This window comes from Streptosporangium sp. DT93, from assembly GCF_049844535.1.
Classification (GTDB): domain Bacteria; phylum Actinomycetota; class Actinomycetes; order Streptosporangiales; family Streptosporangiaceae; genus Streptosporangium.
Genome location: NZ_JBNCLF010000013.1, coordinates 29,303 through 43,783, shown reverse-complemented (window position 1 = coordinate 43,783; position 14,481 = coordinate 29,303). Strand labels below are relative to the sequence as shown.

General features: G+C 70.7%; 16 protein-coding genes and 1 pseudogene. 11 read left to right on the top strand and 6 right to left on the bottom strand.

Annotation, left to right across the window (positions count from 1 at the left end; all coding sequences use genetic code 11):
• Positions 1–31: 31 nt before the first annotated feature.
• Positions 32–1,174 carry a CobW family GTP-binding protein gene (locus tag ACLQ2R_RS25565; RefSeq protein WP_425963106.1) on the bottom strand — a complete coding sequence of 381 codons (1,143 nt, stop codon included), beginning with the start codon at positions 1,172–1,174 and terminating at the stop codon, positions 32–34.
• A 175-nt stretch (positions 1,175–1,349) separates the two neighbouring features.
• On the opposite strand from ACLQ2R_RS25565, the pseudogene ACLQ2R_RS25560 reads away from it, so the two are divergent.
• Positions 1,350–1,493, top strand: a pseudogene (locus ACLQ2R_RS25560) (30S ribosomal protein S14); the annotation flags it as partial.
• 20 nt (positions 1,494–1,513) lie between these two features.
• The gene (gene rpmF, locus ACLQ2R_RS25555; protein WP_425963105.1) at positions 1,514–1,753 is read left to right on the top strand and encodes a 50S ribosomal protein L32; all 240 of its coding nucleotides are present in this window, start codon (positions 1,514–1,516) and stop codon (positions 1,751–1,753) included.
• Here the strand turns inward: rpmF and ACLQ2R_RS25550 are convergent.
• Both ACLQ2R_RS25550 and ACLQ2R_RS25545 read right to left on the bottom strand, forming a co-directional pair.
• Positions 1,710–2,012: a metal-sensitive transcriptional regulator gene (locus tag ACLQ2R_RS25550; RefSeq protein WP_425963104.1), complete on the bottom strand. Its 303-nt coding sequence runs from the start codon at positions 2,010–2,012 to the stop codon at positions 1,710–1,712. The two genes, rpmF and ACLQ2R_RS25550, sit on opposite strands and share 44 nt — an antisense overlap.
• A 269-nt stretch (positions 2,013–2,281) precedes the next feature.
• A complete protein-coding gene (locus ACLQ2R_RS25545; RefSeq protein WP_425963103.1) occupies positions 2,282–2,563 on the bottom strand; it encodes a heavy-metal-associated domain-containing protein in 282 nt (93 codons plus the stop codon).
• 167 nt (positions 2,564–2,730) lie between these two features.
• Between ACLQ2R_RS25545 and ACLQ2R_RS25540 the strand changes: the two genes are divergently transcribed.
• Positions 2,731–3,645: a LysR family transcriptional regulator gene (locus tag ACLQ2R_RS25540; RefSeq protein ID WP_425963101.1), complete on the top strand. Its 915-nt coding sequence runs from the start codon at positions 2,731–2,733 to the stop codon at positions 3,643–3,645.
• A 163-nt stretch (positions 3,646–3,808) separates the two neighbouring features.
• Here the strand turns inward: ACLQ2R_RS25540 and ACLQ2R_RS25535 are convergent, their stop codons facing one another.
• From ACLQ2R_RS25535 to ACLQ2R_RS25525, 3 genes are all read right to left on the bottom strand, one after another.
• Positions 3,809–4,102, bottom strand: a complete 294-nt coding sequence (locus ACLQ2R_RS25535; protein WP_425963100.1) for a fibronectin type III-like domain-contianing protein — start codon at positions 4,100–4,102, stop codon at positions 3,809–3,811.
• 575 nt (positions 4,103–4,677) lie between these two features.
• Positions 4,678–5,316, bottom strand: coding sequence for a response regulator (locus ACLQ2R_RS25530; protein WP_425963098.1), 639 nt, complete (start codon positions 5,314–5,316; stop codon positions 4,678–4,680).
• Between the two features lie 64 nt (positions 5,317–5,380).
• Positions 5,381–6,652 carry a histidine kinase gene (locus ACLQ2R_RS25525; RefSeq protein ID WP_425963097.1) on the bottom strand — a complete coding sequence of 424 codons (1,272 nt, stop codon included), beginning with the start codon at positions 6,650–6,652 and terminating at the stop codon, positions 5,381–5,383.
• A 167-nt stretch (positions 6,653–6,819) separates the two neighbouring features.
• Here ACLQ2R_RS25525 and ACLQ2R_RS25520 point away from each other — a divergent pair, with 167 nt between their 5' ends.
• The 8 genes from ACLQ2R_RS25520 to ACLQ2R_RS25485 all read left to right on the top strand — a co-directional run bounded on the left by ACLQ2R_RS25520 (position 6,820) and on the right by ACLQ2R_RS25485 (position 14,444).
• Positions 6,820–8,286 (top strand): alpha/beta fold hydrolase, encoded by a 1,467-nt coding sequence (locus tag ACLQ2R_RS25520; RefSeq protein WP_425963096.1) that lies wholly within the window; start codon positions 6,820–6,822, stop codon positions 8,284–8,286.
• Positions 8,283–9,200 (top strand): ATP-binding cassette domain-containing protein, encoded by a 918-nt coding sequence (locus ACLQ2R_RS25515; protein ID WP_425963095.1) that lies wholly within the window; start codon positions 8,283–8,285, stop codon positions 9,198–9,200. Before ACLQ2R_RS25520 ends, ACLQ2R_RS25515 begins: the two co-directional genes overlap by 4 nt.
• Positions 9,197–9,949, top strand: coding sequence for a hypothetical protein (locus tag ACLQ2R_RS25510; protein ID WP_425963094.1), 753 nt, complete (start codon positions 9,197–9,199; stop codon positions 9,947–9,949). The genes ACLQ2R_RS25515 and ACLQ2R_RS25510 overlap by 4 nt, the downstream gene beginning before the upstream one ends.
• A 363-nt stretch (positions 9,950–10,312) precedes the next feature.
• Positions 10,313–11,074, top strand: coding sequence for an NPP1 family protein (locus tag ACLQ2R_RS25505; protein ID WP_425963092.1), 762 nt, complete (start codon positions 10,313–10,315; stop codon positions 11,072–11,074).
• Between the two features lie 409 nt (positions 11,075–11,483).
• Positions 11,484–11,813, top strand: a complete 330-nt coding sequence (locus tag ACLQ2R_RS25500; RefSeq protein WP_425963090.1) for a hypothetical protein — start codon at positions 11,484–11,486, stop codon at positions 11,811–11,813.
• A 187-nt stretch (positions 11,814–12,000) separates the two neighbouring features.
• A complete protein-coding gene (locus tag ACLQ2R_RS25495; protein ID WP_425963089.1) occupies positions 12,001–12,207 on the top strand; it encodes a hypothetical protein in 207 nt (68 codons plus the stop codon).
• Positions 12,208–12,426: 219 nt separating this feature from the next.
• Positions 12,427–13,446, top strand: coding sequence for a proline racemase family protein (locus ACLQ2R_RS25490; RefSeq protein ID WP_425963088.1), 1,020 nt, complete (start codon positions 12,427–12,429; stop codon positions 13,444–13,446).
• A gap of 44 nt (positions 13,447–13,490) precedes the next feature.
• Entirely contained in the window at positions 13,491–14,444 is a 954-nt protein-coding gene (locus tag ACLQ2R_RS25485; RefSeq protein WP_425963087.1) for an ornithine cyclodeaminase family protein, read from the top strand.
• The last annotated feature ends 37 nt before the right edge of the window (positions 14,445–14,481 follow it).

The window sequence follows — 14,481 nt, the reverse complement described above, 5'->3', positions numbered from 1 at the left end:
CTGAGGGGCCGCCGTGCGCGGCGCCGGGGCCTCATGCGCTCTCCCGGAGGGTGAGGAGGGGTGCGAACGGGTCGGGGCAGGCGGTCCAGGCCGCGGGGCCGGCCCGCCGCTCGGCCTCGGTGAGCAGGCAGGAGTCGAGCAACGCGGTGACGCGGCCGACGTCGAGGTCGGGGCCGGTGAGGACGAGGTGCTGGACGCGGTCGCCGTACTCGGCGTCCCAGTCCAGGGAGGCGGCCGTACGGCGGGCGGGGGACACCAGCTCCCAGGCGGCTCCGGGAAGGGCGGCGAGCCACGGCCCGGCGTCCTCCACCGAGACGGCTCCGGCCACCGCGTCCCAGGCCAGCAGCCGTTCGGGGCGCGTGGCCAGCCAGAACCGCCCGCGGGAGCGGACCGACTCGGTGACCAGCTCGTCCACGGCGTCGAACAGGCGCGCCGGGTGCAGCGGGCGGCGCCTGCGCCAGACCAGCGTGGTGATCTCCTCGGTGCTGGTGTCGCAGGGCAGCCGGGCGGTCGCGGGGTCCACCCGCTCGGCCAGCTCGACGGTGCAGAGCGCGTCGGCGCGCACCCCGGGCAGGGCGGTGGTCCGGTGGACGGGGGTGAGGGGGGCGAGGTGGGTCAGCACGCGACGGGACAGGTCCTCGTCGTCGGCGTCGCCGCCGTACAGGACCAGGCCGGTGGCGTACTCGATCTGACGGGCCAGCACCTCGGCCAGGTGGCGCCGGTCGCCGCCGGCCGCGGACAGGCCGGCCTCGGCGAGGCGGTCGCCGCGGGTGATGTCGATCGGCATGTGCTCGGCGTGCAGCGCGGTGAGCACGGCGGTCAGGCGCAGCGGGCCGCGGGCCTCCTCGCGGTCGATCGCCTCGGCCACCGCCCGGGGCTCGACCGAGTCCCACAGGTCCACGACGAGCAGGGAGGCGGTCGAGGCGCGCCGGAGGAGCTGGGGGAGCAGGTCCTCGCGGACGGTGCAGGTGACGCAGCCGTGCGCGAGGCGTATCTCGGTGAGGTCGAGGACGCCGGAGCGGTCGCGGACGAGGCGTTCGACGCGGCCGGTGGCCACCGAGCGCAGGTCGTGGTGGACGGCGACGGCGCCGGGGTGGTCGTGCAGCAGCCGGTCGACGGTGGCGGTGCGGGCCTGGGCGTGCAGGCCCGCGACGAGGAGGACGGGAGTGGGCACGGGTCTCCTTCCGGGTGTGGGAACGGTCTCGTGTGTCGGGCTCCGCTTGCGTAAATGAAAACCGTTCCCATTATCATTGCATGCCTCGACACCCTGAGAGGAACACAATGACGAGAAACGCCCCCGTCCCGCGATCGGCGCCGGAATCGGAACCGGAACCGGTACGGGCTCCGGCGACGCCTCCGCCACCCGCGTCCGCAACCGCGACTCCGTCGACGGCCGCCCCCGCGGCCACCTGACGAAGTTCGGCCTGTCCCGCATCCGCTTCCGCGAGATGGCCCACCGCGGCGAGCTGCCCGGCACCACGAAGGCGAGCTGGCGAACCATGGTCGTCCCTGAGTGCAGGACCTCACGCGGCACCACCGTCACGAAGGCGAGTTGGTGAACGTGGCCGTCCCCAAACGCAGGACCTCGCGCGGCAACACCCGTCACCGCCGCTCCCAGTGGAAGGCCGTCGCCCCCGACCTGGTGCCGATCACCGTCGAAGGGCGGGAACTGCTGGCGCCCCGGCCTCTGGTCCGCGCCTGTTCGCCGGTCAGGAGCGCACGAGGCGGGCGATGGCGTCGGTGGCCTCCTTGACCTTCTGCTCGGCCTCGGCGCCGCCCTTGGCGGTGGCCTCGGCCACGCAGTGCGCCAGGTGCTCCTCCAGCAGGGACAGCGCGAAGGACTGCAGGGCACGGTTGGCCGCCGACACCTGGGTGAGGATGTCGATACAGTACGTGTCCTCCTCGACCATCCGCTGCAGTCCCCGCGCCTGCCCCTCGATCCGGCGCAGTCGCCGCAGGTGGTCCTGCTTGTTGTGCGTGTAGCCGTGCATGCCGCCGCCCTTCGTCGTCATCTCCTCCGCCAGGATACCCCCGTATGGTATGCGTAGAGGTTCCGGGACCGCCGGGTACGGTCGTCGGCGGTGTTCCGGGCGGTGTTCCGGGCGGTGTTCCGGGCGGTGTTCCGGGCGGTGTTCCGGGGGTGACGGTTCCACGGGTGCGCCCCGGGAACCGTCACGCGCCGCCATGGTGACAGGACGCGTCGCGGGCTCGGGTCCGACCGGCCTGGCGGGCGGGCATGCGTGCGGGTGCGCGCCCGCCGTTCGTTCTCTCGAAGGTCGTCTCAGGAGGCCACGGCGGGCGAGACGCCCCCCAGCGTGTAGCCGGCCCGGTCCACGGCCGCGCGGATCTCCTCGTCGGAGAAGCCCGTCCCGGTGACGGTGACGCTGCCGCCGGCCAGGTCGACCCGGACATCGCTCACGCCCGTGACCTCGCCGATCTCGGCGGAGACCGAGGAGACGCAGTGCCCGCAGGTCATCCCGTCGACCCGGTAGACGCTCTCGCCGCCGGTCTCCTTCCGTGCGGAAGCGTTGTCCGCGGTGCCGCAAGAGCATGCCGTGCACATAGGGTTCCCCTCTCGTATGTACCCCTGCGGGGTATCTCGACATGCGACTTTAACATACCCCCAGGGGGTTAAATCGTCGAGATGGCGGACGGTCGGCCGTCGTACGGTGAATCCAGGAGGGGGATAGTGTTCGATAACCCATCCACCGAGTGAATCCCGGGAATCCGATGAGACTGGAGAGCCTCGATCTGAACCTGCTGGCCGCGCTGCACGCGCTGCTGGAGGAGCGCAACGTCACCCGCGCCGGCGTGCGGATCGGGCTCAGCCAGCCGGCCACGAGCGCCGCGCTGGGCCGCCTGCGCCGGCACTTCCAGGACGAGCTGCTGCTGCGCGTCGGCAACGGCTTCGAGCTCACCCCGCTGGCCACCTCACTGGTCGACGCGACGGCGCTGGCGGTCAACGTCGTCGACCGGGTCTTCTCCGCCAGACCCGACTTCGACCCCGCCGTCAGCGACCGCGAGTTCACCCTGGTCAGCTCGGACTACGCGCTGACCGTCCTGGGGAAGGAGCTGATGCGCGCCCTCGATCGCGAGGCCCCCGGGGTCCGCCTGCGGTTCCTGCAGATCAACGTCCAGCGGGTCGACGACATCGACACCACCCTGCGCTCGGTGGACGGCCTGCTGATGCCGCACGGCTTCATCTCCACCCATCCGGCGGTGGACGTCTACACCGACCGCTGGGTCATCGTCGCCGACCGCGACCACCCGGACCTGCGCGACGGCGTCACCATGGACCACCTGCGCGAGCTTCCCTGGGCGGTGACCTTCCGCGGCCCGACGGCGATCGCCTCGGCGGCACGCCAGCTCACCATGCTCGGCGTGGAGCCACGGGTCGAGATCGTGGTGGAGAACTTCCAGTCCCTGCCGTTCCTCGTTCCCGGCACCCGGCGCATCTGCCTGCTGCAGGAGCGGCTGGCCCTGCGCATGTCCGGGCTGGAGGACTTCCAGATCCTGCCCTGCCCCTACGAGGCGGTGCCCGTCATCGAGGCGTTCTGGTACCACTCGGTCCACCAGGCCGACGCGGGGCACCGATGGCTGCGCGCGGTCCTGGTGGACGTCGGAGAGCGGGTGGAGCGACAGTGAGCGGGGGAGCGGGGGAGCGGGGGAGCGGGGGGCGGGGGAACCGCTCCACCCGCTCCGGGGCCGATCCCTGAACATCCCCGGCTCGGGGAGCGACCGTCCCGCCGGGGGTGTCCCGGGGACAACCGCTCCATCGGGGAAACGTCCGTGGGAGAAGGCCGTCCCGTCAGGACACGCGGAACGTGCCGTTCAGCGAGATGTTCCGTGAGGAGCCGCCGACCTGGACCGTGTACTGTCCCGACGGCATGGTCCACCGGTCCGCCGCGGCGTCCCAGTAGGACAGCGGACGGTTCACGGCCGCCGGATCCACGGTGATCTCCACCATGCGGGACGCGTTCGGCGCGAGGGTCACCCGGGCCCAGCCCACCAGCCGCTTCGGCGGTTCGCCGGCCTGGGCGGTGCTGGACCGCGCCGCCCGCGGCTGGCGCGGTTTCACCATCACCTCCAAGGGCCTGCGCATCCTGCAGTACCTGCGCAGAGCCCTGCTTGCCTCGCCCAGCTGTTCCGCCCGACAGCCACTACGGCCACCCCGGCCACCGACTCGACACCCGAAACGGCAGCCACCTAAGATCAGCCCGCGGCACCTACCTCGTCGAGCCTTTTACGCCGCTCCGAGGACGCGACCCGACCGCCTCGTCCTCGACCTCTGACTTGTTCTCGGTTCTTTGGCTCGTTTCTAGACTTTTGACCTGCTCGCAGGCACAACTCGGCGCCATCACAACAACACCCTGCGCGCGCGGGAGTCGCTGTCCGTACGCGTCCACAGGTAAGAGCTCGTGCGTCCACTCGGGGGGAGGGGAGGCGCGGAAAGGTGACGTGCCCAAAGGTGACGCCGGAAAAGTGACGTTGGAAAGGGGAGGCGCGGAAAGGGGGCGTAGGAAAGGTGACGCGCGGAAAGGGGAGGCACAGAAAGGTGACGTGCGCAACGGAGACGCGGGAAAGGTGACGCGTGGAGGTCCTGCCGCGCCCGGCTCCCGCGCACCGATGGCTTTCCACCGATCAGCCGACTGTCACCGGCGTCATCACCGAGTACGGCTAACGCGGCGTCACCAAGCCGGACTCGTAGGCGGAGATGACGAGCTGGGCACGGTCCCTGGCCCGTAGTTTGGCCAGCAGCCGGCCGATGTGCGTCTTCACGGTCCCGGGGCTCAGCCGGAGCCGGGCGCCGAGCTCGGCGTTGGACAGCCCGTGAGCGATGAGCGTGAGCACCTCGCGCTCCCGATCCGTCAACGTGTCGAGCCCGTGAAGGACCGGCCGGGCCGGTCGCCGTACGAACTCCGCGATCAACCGCGTGGTGACGCTCGGCGCGAGCAGCGTCTCGCCTGAGGCGACCACCCGGATCGCCCTCAGAAGGTCGTCGGGTGGCGCGTCCTTGAGCAGGAACCCGCTGGCACCCGCCCGAAGCGCCGAGTAGACGTATTCGTCGAGGTCGAACGTGGTCAGGATGAGGACCTTGGTGTCCCCGGAGATCTGTTCGGTCGCGGTGATGCCGTCCATCTCCGGCATCCTGACGTCCATGAGGACAACGTCGGGTGATTCCGTCCGCGTGAGCGCCACCGCCTGCCGCCCGTCGGCCGCCTCACCGACCACGACGAGATCGTCCTCCGAGTCGATCAGCAGACGGAAGCTGCCGCGCAGCAGTGCCTGATCGTCGGCGACGAGCACTCGAATCAAGAGATCTCTCCCAACACGCCCACTTCTGGCAGGCCCGGCCTGATCCGCGGACCTCTGTCCGGGGCTAAGGAATCTCCCAGGACGCGTACACGCCGAACCCCCTCCCCGGCAGAGGGCCGGCCTCGAAGGCGCCGCCGTACATCATGGCTCGTTCACGCATCCCTACAAGGCCGTGTCCGCCCCTCTCGCCCGCCTCGCCCGCCTTTTCCATTCTGCCCGCTTCGCCCGCCTTCTTTACCCTGTTTGCCTTGCCCGCTTTTTTCGCTATGTCTGCCTCGCCCGTCGCACCTGGAGGGACCTGCCGCCCTATCTCACCTGGTGGTACCCGCCGTCCCATCTCACCCGGCCGAATCCGCCGCTCCGGCCCGTCGTCGACCACGGAGATCCTCACCATCCCGTCGGCCACCGACACGCCGGCGCGGCAGCGGGCGGGAGCGGCGTGCCTGACGACGTTGGTGATCGCCTCCTGGACGATGCGATAGACGGGCAGCTCCATGCTCTCGGGCACGGTTCCGCTCACCGAGAGATCGACCCGTACACCCGCCTCCGCCGCCCGGTGCGCCAGGGACGGCAGGTCGGCGAGGCCGGGGAGCGGGGCGCTCTCGGGTGCGCCGCCAGGCGAACGCAACACACCGAGGAACCGGCGCATCTCCACGAGCGAGCCGCGCCCGATCTCCTCGATGGCCCGCAACGCCTCACGCCCTTCCTCGGGATGACGGTCCAGGACCTTGGCCGCGACCCCCGCCCTGACGGTGATCACGCTCATCGAATGGGCGACGACGTCGTGCAGCTCGCGCACGATACGCAACCGCTCGTCGGCCACCGCCTTCTCGGCCCGCCTGTCGGCCTCGCGCGCGGCGAACTCGCGGCGGGTGCGCGCCGCCGTGCCGAGACTCCAGCTCGCTCCCACGACCAGCCACGCCATCCCGACGATGAAGACCGGGTCCGGCCAGCCGCTCGCCCGGCGCGGTGCGCTCATCACCGACACCAGCAGGACGCCCGCGGTGACGAGGAGACCCGGCACGAGGGCGATCGCCGATCGCCGCACCGGCAGGGTGAGCGCCACCGGATAGAGGGTCAGGGCCACCACCGCGATCGTCGTCATACGGTTCACCTGCAGCGCGAGCACCAGGGGGCCGGCCAGCAGCGCGCCGCAGTAGGCGGGCACCGGCCGGATCCTTCGCACCGCCACAGGCAGCCAGCAGACCAGCGCCGACGCGGTGCTCACGTTCAGGCCCGGACGATCCGTCACGGACACCAGCGCGAGCAGCACCGCGACGGCGGTGTCGGCGTGGACGAGCAGCCACTGCGGGGGCCGCCGGACGAGCAGATTCACACCCCGACGTTATCGAGGAACGACCGCCGGCGGATCGGCGTACGAGCCGTCGGACCACGGTCGTATCCTCCTGCCGAACACCCCGCACCGTACGACCCCGGTCCGATCGGAAGAACCGGATCCGGCTCCGATGCGCGCACCCGTCACCGAGCGGGATCGTTGTCGGCATGAATCGACGCGCATTCACAGCCCTGTGCATCGCCGCCTGCCTGGTCGTGTCGCTCGGCGGCCTCGCCGTGGCCTCGGCGCAGGCGCATCGCCTCGTCTGGCGGGAGTGCGGTGACGGCCTGCGATGCGCCGAGCTGGTCGTTCCCGTGGACTGGGCGGACCCGGGCGGGCCGAAGACCTCGGTGCACGTGGCAAAACTTCCCGCGACGGGCAGGAGCGCGGGGCCGCTGATCGTCAACTTCGGGGGCCCCGGCACCAGCACGTCGATGCTCAGGCCGTCGAGCGATCCCGACATCCCACCGGAACTGCCGACCCTGCTCAAGGAACTGCGCGGCCGCTTCGACGTCATCGCCCTCGATCCGCGCGGCCTGTCCGAGCCCGGGAGCGGCAGAGCGGTGAGCTGCGCGCAACCCGAGGCCTCCTCCTTCGGGCTGATCAGCGCGAGGACGAGGCGGGACTGGGATGCCCACGCCGCCCTGAACGCGGCCCATCAGGCGAGCTGCCGCAAGGCGGTCAGATCCGCGTGGTACGGGCTGACGTCGTGGAACGTGGCGCACGACCTCGACGCGCTGCGCGCCGCGCTCGGCCAGGAGCGGCTTCGCTACGCGGGCAACTCCTACGGCACCGTCTACGCCCAGGCTTACCTGGAACTGTTCCCGCAACGGGTGGGCCGGATGTACTTCGACGGCACCGCCGATCACACCCAGCCCGGGTTCGAGCCCTGGCTGCGCAACTACGCACTGACACAGGAGGGGCACCTCACTCTTTTCAGAGATTGGTGCGCTCGCCGCCCGGACTGTGCCCTGCACGGCAGGGACGCGGGCCGAGCCTGGGACGAGCTGGTCGCACGGGCCCGCCGCGCGCCCCTGCCGGCGTCGGCCGGCAGGACGGTGCACGAGGGACAGTTGTACGCGGGCGCGGTAAAGGGCATGAGCCCGGCGCTGTGGCCGCTGCTCGCGACCGCCATCCGCAAGGCCCTCGACGGTGACGCCGCGAACTTCCTGACGGAGCTCGCGCCGAACCAGGGTGCCTCGTCCGTGGGCGGAGATTCCCTGTGCAACGACTTCATGCCGACGCTCCCGACGTATGAGGAGTTCCAGGGCATCGAGGCCAGGCTCCGTGAGATCGCGCCGAGGTTCGGCTGGATCGAAGGACGCTACGAGCTCGGACGGTGCTGGGGGCGCGCCGGGGGCGCGTCCTGGGCGCCCCACCCGTTGCGTGTGAGGGACGTCCCGCCGATTCTCTTCGCGATCGGGGAGCTGGACAACAACACCAACCATCTCGGGCAGCGGCATGTGGCCGAGCAGATTCCCTCCGCGCGCATCCTCTGGCACGGCGACGGCCACGCCTCATGGGCGGGCAACACCTGCCTGCGGCGGTACGTCCACGCCTACCTGACAACGGGGGCGCTGCCCGCGCCGGGCACACGCTGCCCGGCCGAACGGATCCACAGGGTGGGAAAATGATCCAGGTCATCGATCTGACGAAGACGTACGGCTCCACACGGGCGGTCTCGCACCTGACGTTCGACGTCAAGCCCGGGCAGGTCACGGGCTTTCTCGGGCACAACGGCGCGGGCAAGTCCACCACCATGCGAGCGATCCTCGGCCTTCACGCGCCGACCTCGGGCAAGGCGCTGATCAACGGCGTCCGCAAGCACGACCTTTGCGACCCCATGCGCGAGGTCGGCGCCATGCTCGACGCCGCCGAGGTGCAGGGCGGGCGCAACGCGTTCGATCACCTCCAGGCGCTGGCGTACGCCGGGGGGATCGCGCGCCGCCGGGTTACGGAGGTTCTTGAGGAGGTCGGGCTGACCGGCGCGGCACGCAGGCGGATCGCCGGATTCTCCCAGGGGATGCGCCAGCGTCTCGGCATCGCGGCGGCACTGCTCGGCGACCCGGGGGTGCTTATTCTCGACGAGCCTGTCAACGGCCTCGACCCCGACGGGATCCGCTGGCTCAGGACGCTGCTGAGATCCCTGGCGGCCGAGGGGCGAACCGTTCTGCTGTCGAGCCATCTGATGACCGAGATGTCCCTTACCGCCGACCGGCTCGTCATCATCGGCCACGGGCGGCTGATCGAGGACACCACCACGACTGCACTGCTGGCCCGCTTCCAGGGCGACGTGCTGGTCCGATCACCCCGTGCCGTCCGCCTGGCCGAGGTGCTCGAAGCCGCGGGGGCGACCGTGCGCCGCACGCGGGGAACGGACGCCTCAACCACGCCGGCTTCTTCCGCAGGGGGCGAGGAGGAGTTGCTGGTGAGTGGCCTGCCCGCGGCCGCCGTAGGTGATGTCGCCCTGGCGAACGGCTGCGCCGTACACGAGCTGACGGCACGTCGGCGGTCACTGGAAGAGGCCTTCTTGGAGATCACCCGATGATCAACGTCGTCGCGTCGGAATGGCTCAAGCTGCGCTCGCTCCGATCCACCTACCACGTCCTGGCCTCCACGCTCTCGGCCCTGGTGCTCACCGGTTTCGCAGCCTTCTCGATCTCGCGCTACTTCGACACCGAGGGGCCCGGTACCGAGCCCGTGGGTACCGGGCTCGCCTTCAGCGCCGACATTCCCGCCGTCCTGTTCGGCACGCTGGGTGTGCTCGCCATCTCCGGCGAGTACGGAACCGGCATGATCAGGCTGACCTTGACCACGATCCGGCGTCCCTGGACGCTGCCCCTGGCCAAGGCCACCGTTTTGGCCGCCGTCGCCGCGATCGGTGGCCAGGTGCTGGCGTTCGCCACCTTCCTCACCGCGCAGGCGGTGGTGGCCGGACGCCCGATCGGCGCCTCGTTCTCCGAAGCGGCCGTTCTGACCGAGGTGCTGGTGGCAGGCGTCTGCTGCGCCGTCGCCGCGGTGACGGGGTTGGGCCTGGCCACGCTCCTGCGTTCCACACCGGGAGCACTCATCGCGCTGGTCACCCTCCTGCTGGCTCCGGTCGGCGTCGAGCGCTTCCTTCCCGCCCCCTGGAACGACTGGATGAGCTCCCTGACGATCCCGGCGCTGGCGAGGCAACTGGCCGGTGTTCCCGACTCCGGTGCCTTCGGCCCTTTCACGGCCGCCGCCGTCCTGGCGGGGTACGTCGTGATCGCCCTCCTCGTGGCGTCCGTGGCGATCACTTTTCGCGACGCATGACCGTGGCCAGCCGAAAAGGGTTTGTTTGCCCGGGCGTTCGTCATGTGAACGTCGCCATGATCGTTCGCTCGTGGTTCGCCTTTCTGTCCTCGCCGATGCATGTCGGCGTCATCTGACGCGAGGACCTTGATCAAGCGTCGGTTCCGTGGTTCCGTTGTGCCGGAAAAGTGTGAGACGTCCTCATTTCGGCGCGGAGAACGCCACCGACATCCCACCGCGCCGACGCGTCGTCAGGTCATGGAGCCAGTCCCTCGAGAAGGCGGAAGCATGCGAAAGCCGTCGTCATTCACATCCACCGCGAAAGCATCGACGTCAGCGACCGTGCCAGGGAAAAGGAGGCCCTCCCCGGCGTTTCTCACGCGTGTGCGTTCCCGGCTCGGGATCGTGCTCGGCATCACCGCTCTGGGGATCGTGATCCCCGCGTCGGCGGCCCACGCCGATCCGCCGGGCAACCTGCCCCAGTCGGCCGGAGGGTACGAGACGTCGTTCTCACCGGCCTACGACTACGACGGCGACGGCTGCTACGCCACCTCCGCCATCGGCCCGGACGGAACCCTCGCCCCGGGTCTGAAGCCCACCGGCGCGGTCAACGGCAGCTGCCGTGACCAGTCGGACCTGGACAACTCCCAGACCTACGCACGCTCCAAGTGCAACAACGGCTGGTGCGCCGTCGTGTACGCCAGCTACTTCGAGAAGGACCAGGCGCTTCCGGGCATCAGCCTCGGTGGCCACCGACACGACTGGGAACACGTCATCTCCTGGATCAACCAGGCGTCCAACCAGGTGGAGTACGTCTCGACCACGCAACACAGCACCGTCGTGACCTACCCGCGCTCGCAGGTGCGTTTCGACGGGTCGCACCCCAAGGTCGTCTACCACAAGGACGGGGCGTCCACGCACTTCATCCGGCTCGCCAACGGCAACGACGAGCCACCGGAGAACCACTATCACAACTGGCGCTACCCCCCGCTCGTGGACTGGAACGGCTGGCCCGGTACCTGGCTGCGCGACAGGCTGATGAACGCGAATTTCGGCTCCGCGACCATCAAGATCAATGACGGCCGGTTCGGGGACCTGCTCTCGCGCGCCAAGCCCGGCGCCATCCCCTTCGACCCCTGGGCCTGACGAGCCCGTCGGCGCCCGTGGTTGCGTGCTCGTCGGCGCTTGTCAGTGCTTTTTCAGTGCCCGTCAGTGCCCATCAGTGCCCATCAGTTCAGTGCCCGTCGGCGGCCGGACCCGCGCCGTGGTCCGGGCGCGGGGAGCCGACAGCGGGGAATCGACTGCCGGTTCCCCGCTACCGAGCGCGCACAAGGGGCGATTTCGCCGGGTGTGTACGGAGGGGGTGCGCGACCTTGTTGTCCGCTCTTCGGCGGTCGGCGGTCGGCGGTCGGCGGTCGGTGGCCAACGGTCGACGGCCGTCCGGAGGTCCCGTGCGCGGGCGTGGAAGTTCTCGATCGTGCGGGCGCCCATGGCGAACCAATCAAGTGATCTCGGCATCTACGTCACTGAATGCTGACGGTCCAGGAGGTAAGCCATGGGTGTTCACAAGAAAATCTCGGCGCGACCTTTCGCCGTTCGCCGGGCCGCGGCACTGCCGACGGTTGTGCTCGCCGTGACGACGATGATCGGCGCGACGGGGGTGATCGGCATGGCCGGGCCTGCCGGTGCGGCGAGCCGGACGTCGTCCACGGTGGCCCCGACGACCGCGGGGGGCATGGCCGTCAAGACGGTCATCCCCGAAGGTTTCCTTCTGTTCGAGAGCAAGAAGACGAGAAAGGAGACCGAGAAGAAATTCGTTCGAACGCCCCATGCGCTGGAAGGTGACCGACCGTCCTGGGGTGCCACTGCTGGTCAATCCCTGTAACCGCGCGAAGCAGGCGGACGGGCACCGCCTGGCCGCACGGACCGTCACCGGTCGTTCGGTGACCGGGGACGGCGACCACTCCGAACAGCTGATCGTCTACCGGGACGAGAGAGCCGCACGGGCGGCCGTCAGGGGCCTGCGCTCGGACATCCGGCGATGCGATGCGCGAAACCCCCATACCTGTCGGGTGAAGGACACGCGCATCGGCGACGAGGCGTTCATGGTCGGCATCTTCAAGGTCACCTCGTTCGAGGGGGCCACCGTCATGCGGCACGGCAGGACCGTGGCCCTCTACACCCGCCCGGGCGAGATCCATCCCACGCGGCGCCGGTCGGAGTACGGCGGGGTCGAGGCCGCGAGGATGGCGGACAAGCTCACCCGCACCCCGCTTTGACGAGCGGGGCGGTGACTCGCCGCCCCGCCGCCCGGACCGTGACGGGGCCTCGGGTCGCATCGTCCGGCCGGGCCGCTATCGTCCGGCCGGGCCGCATCGTCCGTCCGGGCCGGGAAGGCCGTCCGGGCACCGGCCGTGCGAGCACCGGCGGGTTGAAGATCACGCACGGGCGGTACGCTCCGAGGGGCCTCACCCGGTCACCAGCAGATGGGCCTCGCAATGCCGCAGTCCGATGTCCGTACCGTCGACTACCACACCGGCGGCGAACCCTTCCGCATCGTCGCCGACCCGCCGGTCGCCATCGTCGGTGAGTCGGTGGCCGATCGCCGGGTCTTCGCCATCGCCGATCCGGCCGTCGACGGGCTGCGCCGGATGCTGTGCTTCGAGCCGCGCGGGCACGCCGACATGTACGGGGGGTTCATCACCCCTCCCGACGACGACGGCGCGCTGTTCGGCGTCCTGTTCTGGCACAAGGACGGGTTCTCCACCGCGTGCGGGCACGGCACGATCGCGCTCGGGACGTGGGCCGTGGAGTCGGGACTGGTCGAGACCGATCCTTCCGGCGTCACCGAGGTGGTGATCGACGTGCCGTCCGGCCGGGTGACGGCGCGGGTGCACACCGAGGACGGCAGGGTCCGGGGCGTCGACTTCGTCAGCGTGCCCGCCTACCCGATCGCCCACGACGTCACCGTGCCGACCACGTACGGCGACGTCCGGGCGGACATCGCCTACGGCGGGGCCATCTACGCGCACGTGGCGGCCTCGGCGGCCGGGCTGGCCGTGGAGCCGCGCGACCTCGACCGGCTCATCGCCCTCGGCCGTGAGATCAAGGGGGTGCTCAGCGGCAGCCCTCACGCCCGCCACCCCGGCGACGACCGTCTCAGCGGCATCTACGGCGTGATCTTCTACGACGACCTGGGGCAGGACGACGGGGGCGACCTTCACCAGCGCAATGTCACGATCTTCGCGGACGGGGAGGTCGACCGCTCCCCGTGCGGGTCGGGCACGGCCTCCCGCGTCGCCGTGCTGAGCGCCACCGGCCGCCTCGGCGACGACCGTCACCTCGTCCACGACTCCATCGTGGGATCGCGCTTCCATGCCCGGGTCCTGCGGCACGTGACGACTGAGGGGCGGGCGGCGGTCGTTCCCGTCGTCTCGGGCACCGCCCACAGGACCGGCGAGCACCTGTTCACGGCCGACCCCGCCGACGAGCTCTTCCCCGGATTCGTCCTGCGATGACCGAACAGATTCCACCTGCGATGACCGAAAACAGTCCACCCGCGATGACCGACCAGGTTCCACTGATCACCGGCGACCGCCTGCGGCGGCTGCTCGGTCCCCGCCAAGCCGTCCAGGCCGTCGTCGACGCGCTGCGGGACGGTCTCGATCCGGCCGCGGGCCCCGCGCGTACCGTCGTGCCCACCGCTCATGGGCACCTGCTGCTGATGCCGGCCGAGAGCGGCGCTCACGCGGGGGTGAAGGTCGTGAGCGTGGCGCCGGACAACCCGGCACACGGGCGACCCCGCATCCAGGGGTTCTACCTGCTCTTCGACGCGCGGAGCCTGTCCCCGGTCGCCCTGATCGACGGTATCGCGCTGACCACGGTGCGCACGCCGGCCGTGTCGGTAGCCGCCGTCCTGCCGCTGCTGCGCCGTACGCGCGACCCGTTGCGCGTCGCCGTCTTCGGCGCCGGTCCCCAGGGGCGCGGGCATGTCGACACCCTCCTCGGAGCCCTCTCGGGGCACCGCCCGCTCGCCGAGGTGACCTATCTCGTACGCGACCCTCGGCGAACCGAGGTGCCCGGTCACGGCGCGGTGCCGGTCACGGTCGCGGCCTCCGGCGGCACGGGGGCCACGCGGGCCGTCTCCCGGGCACACGTCGTGGTCTGCGCCACGACCGCCCGCGAACCGCTCTTCGACTCGGCCGTACTCCACGACCGGGCCGTCGTCATCGCGGTCGGCTCGCACGAGCCCGGCGCCCGCGAGGTCGACGGCGCGCTGACGGGCCGGGCGCACGTCGTCGTCGACGACGTCGCGACCGCGCTGCGCGAGGCCGGGGACATCATCCAGGCGATCCGGGAAGGCCACGCCGAGGAGGCGCGCCTCATCCCGATGCGCCGGATCGTGACCGACCCGGACTCGGTGGACCTCGACCGGCCGGTGCTGTTCAAGTCCACCGGCATGTCCTGGCAGGACCTGGTCGTCGCGGCGGCGGCGTACGAGCGCCTCGACGGCTGAGGGCGGCTGATGGCGGCTGACGGCGGCTGAGGGCGGG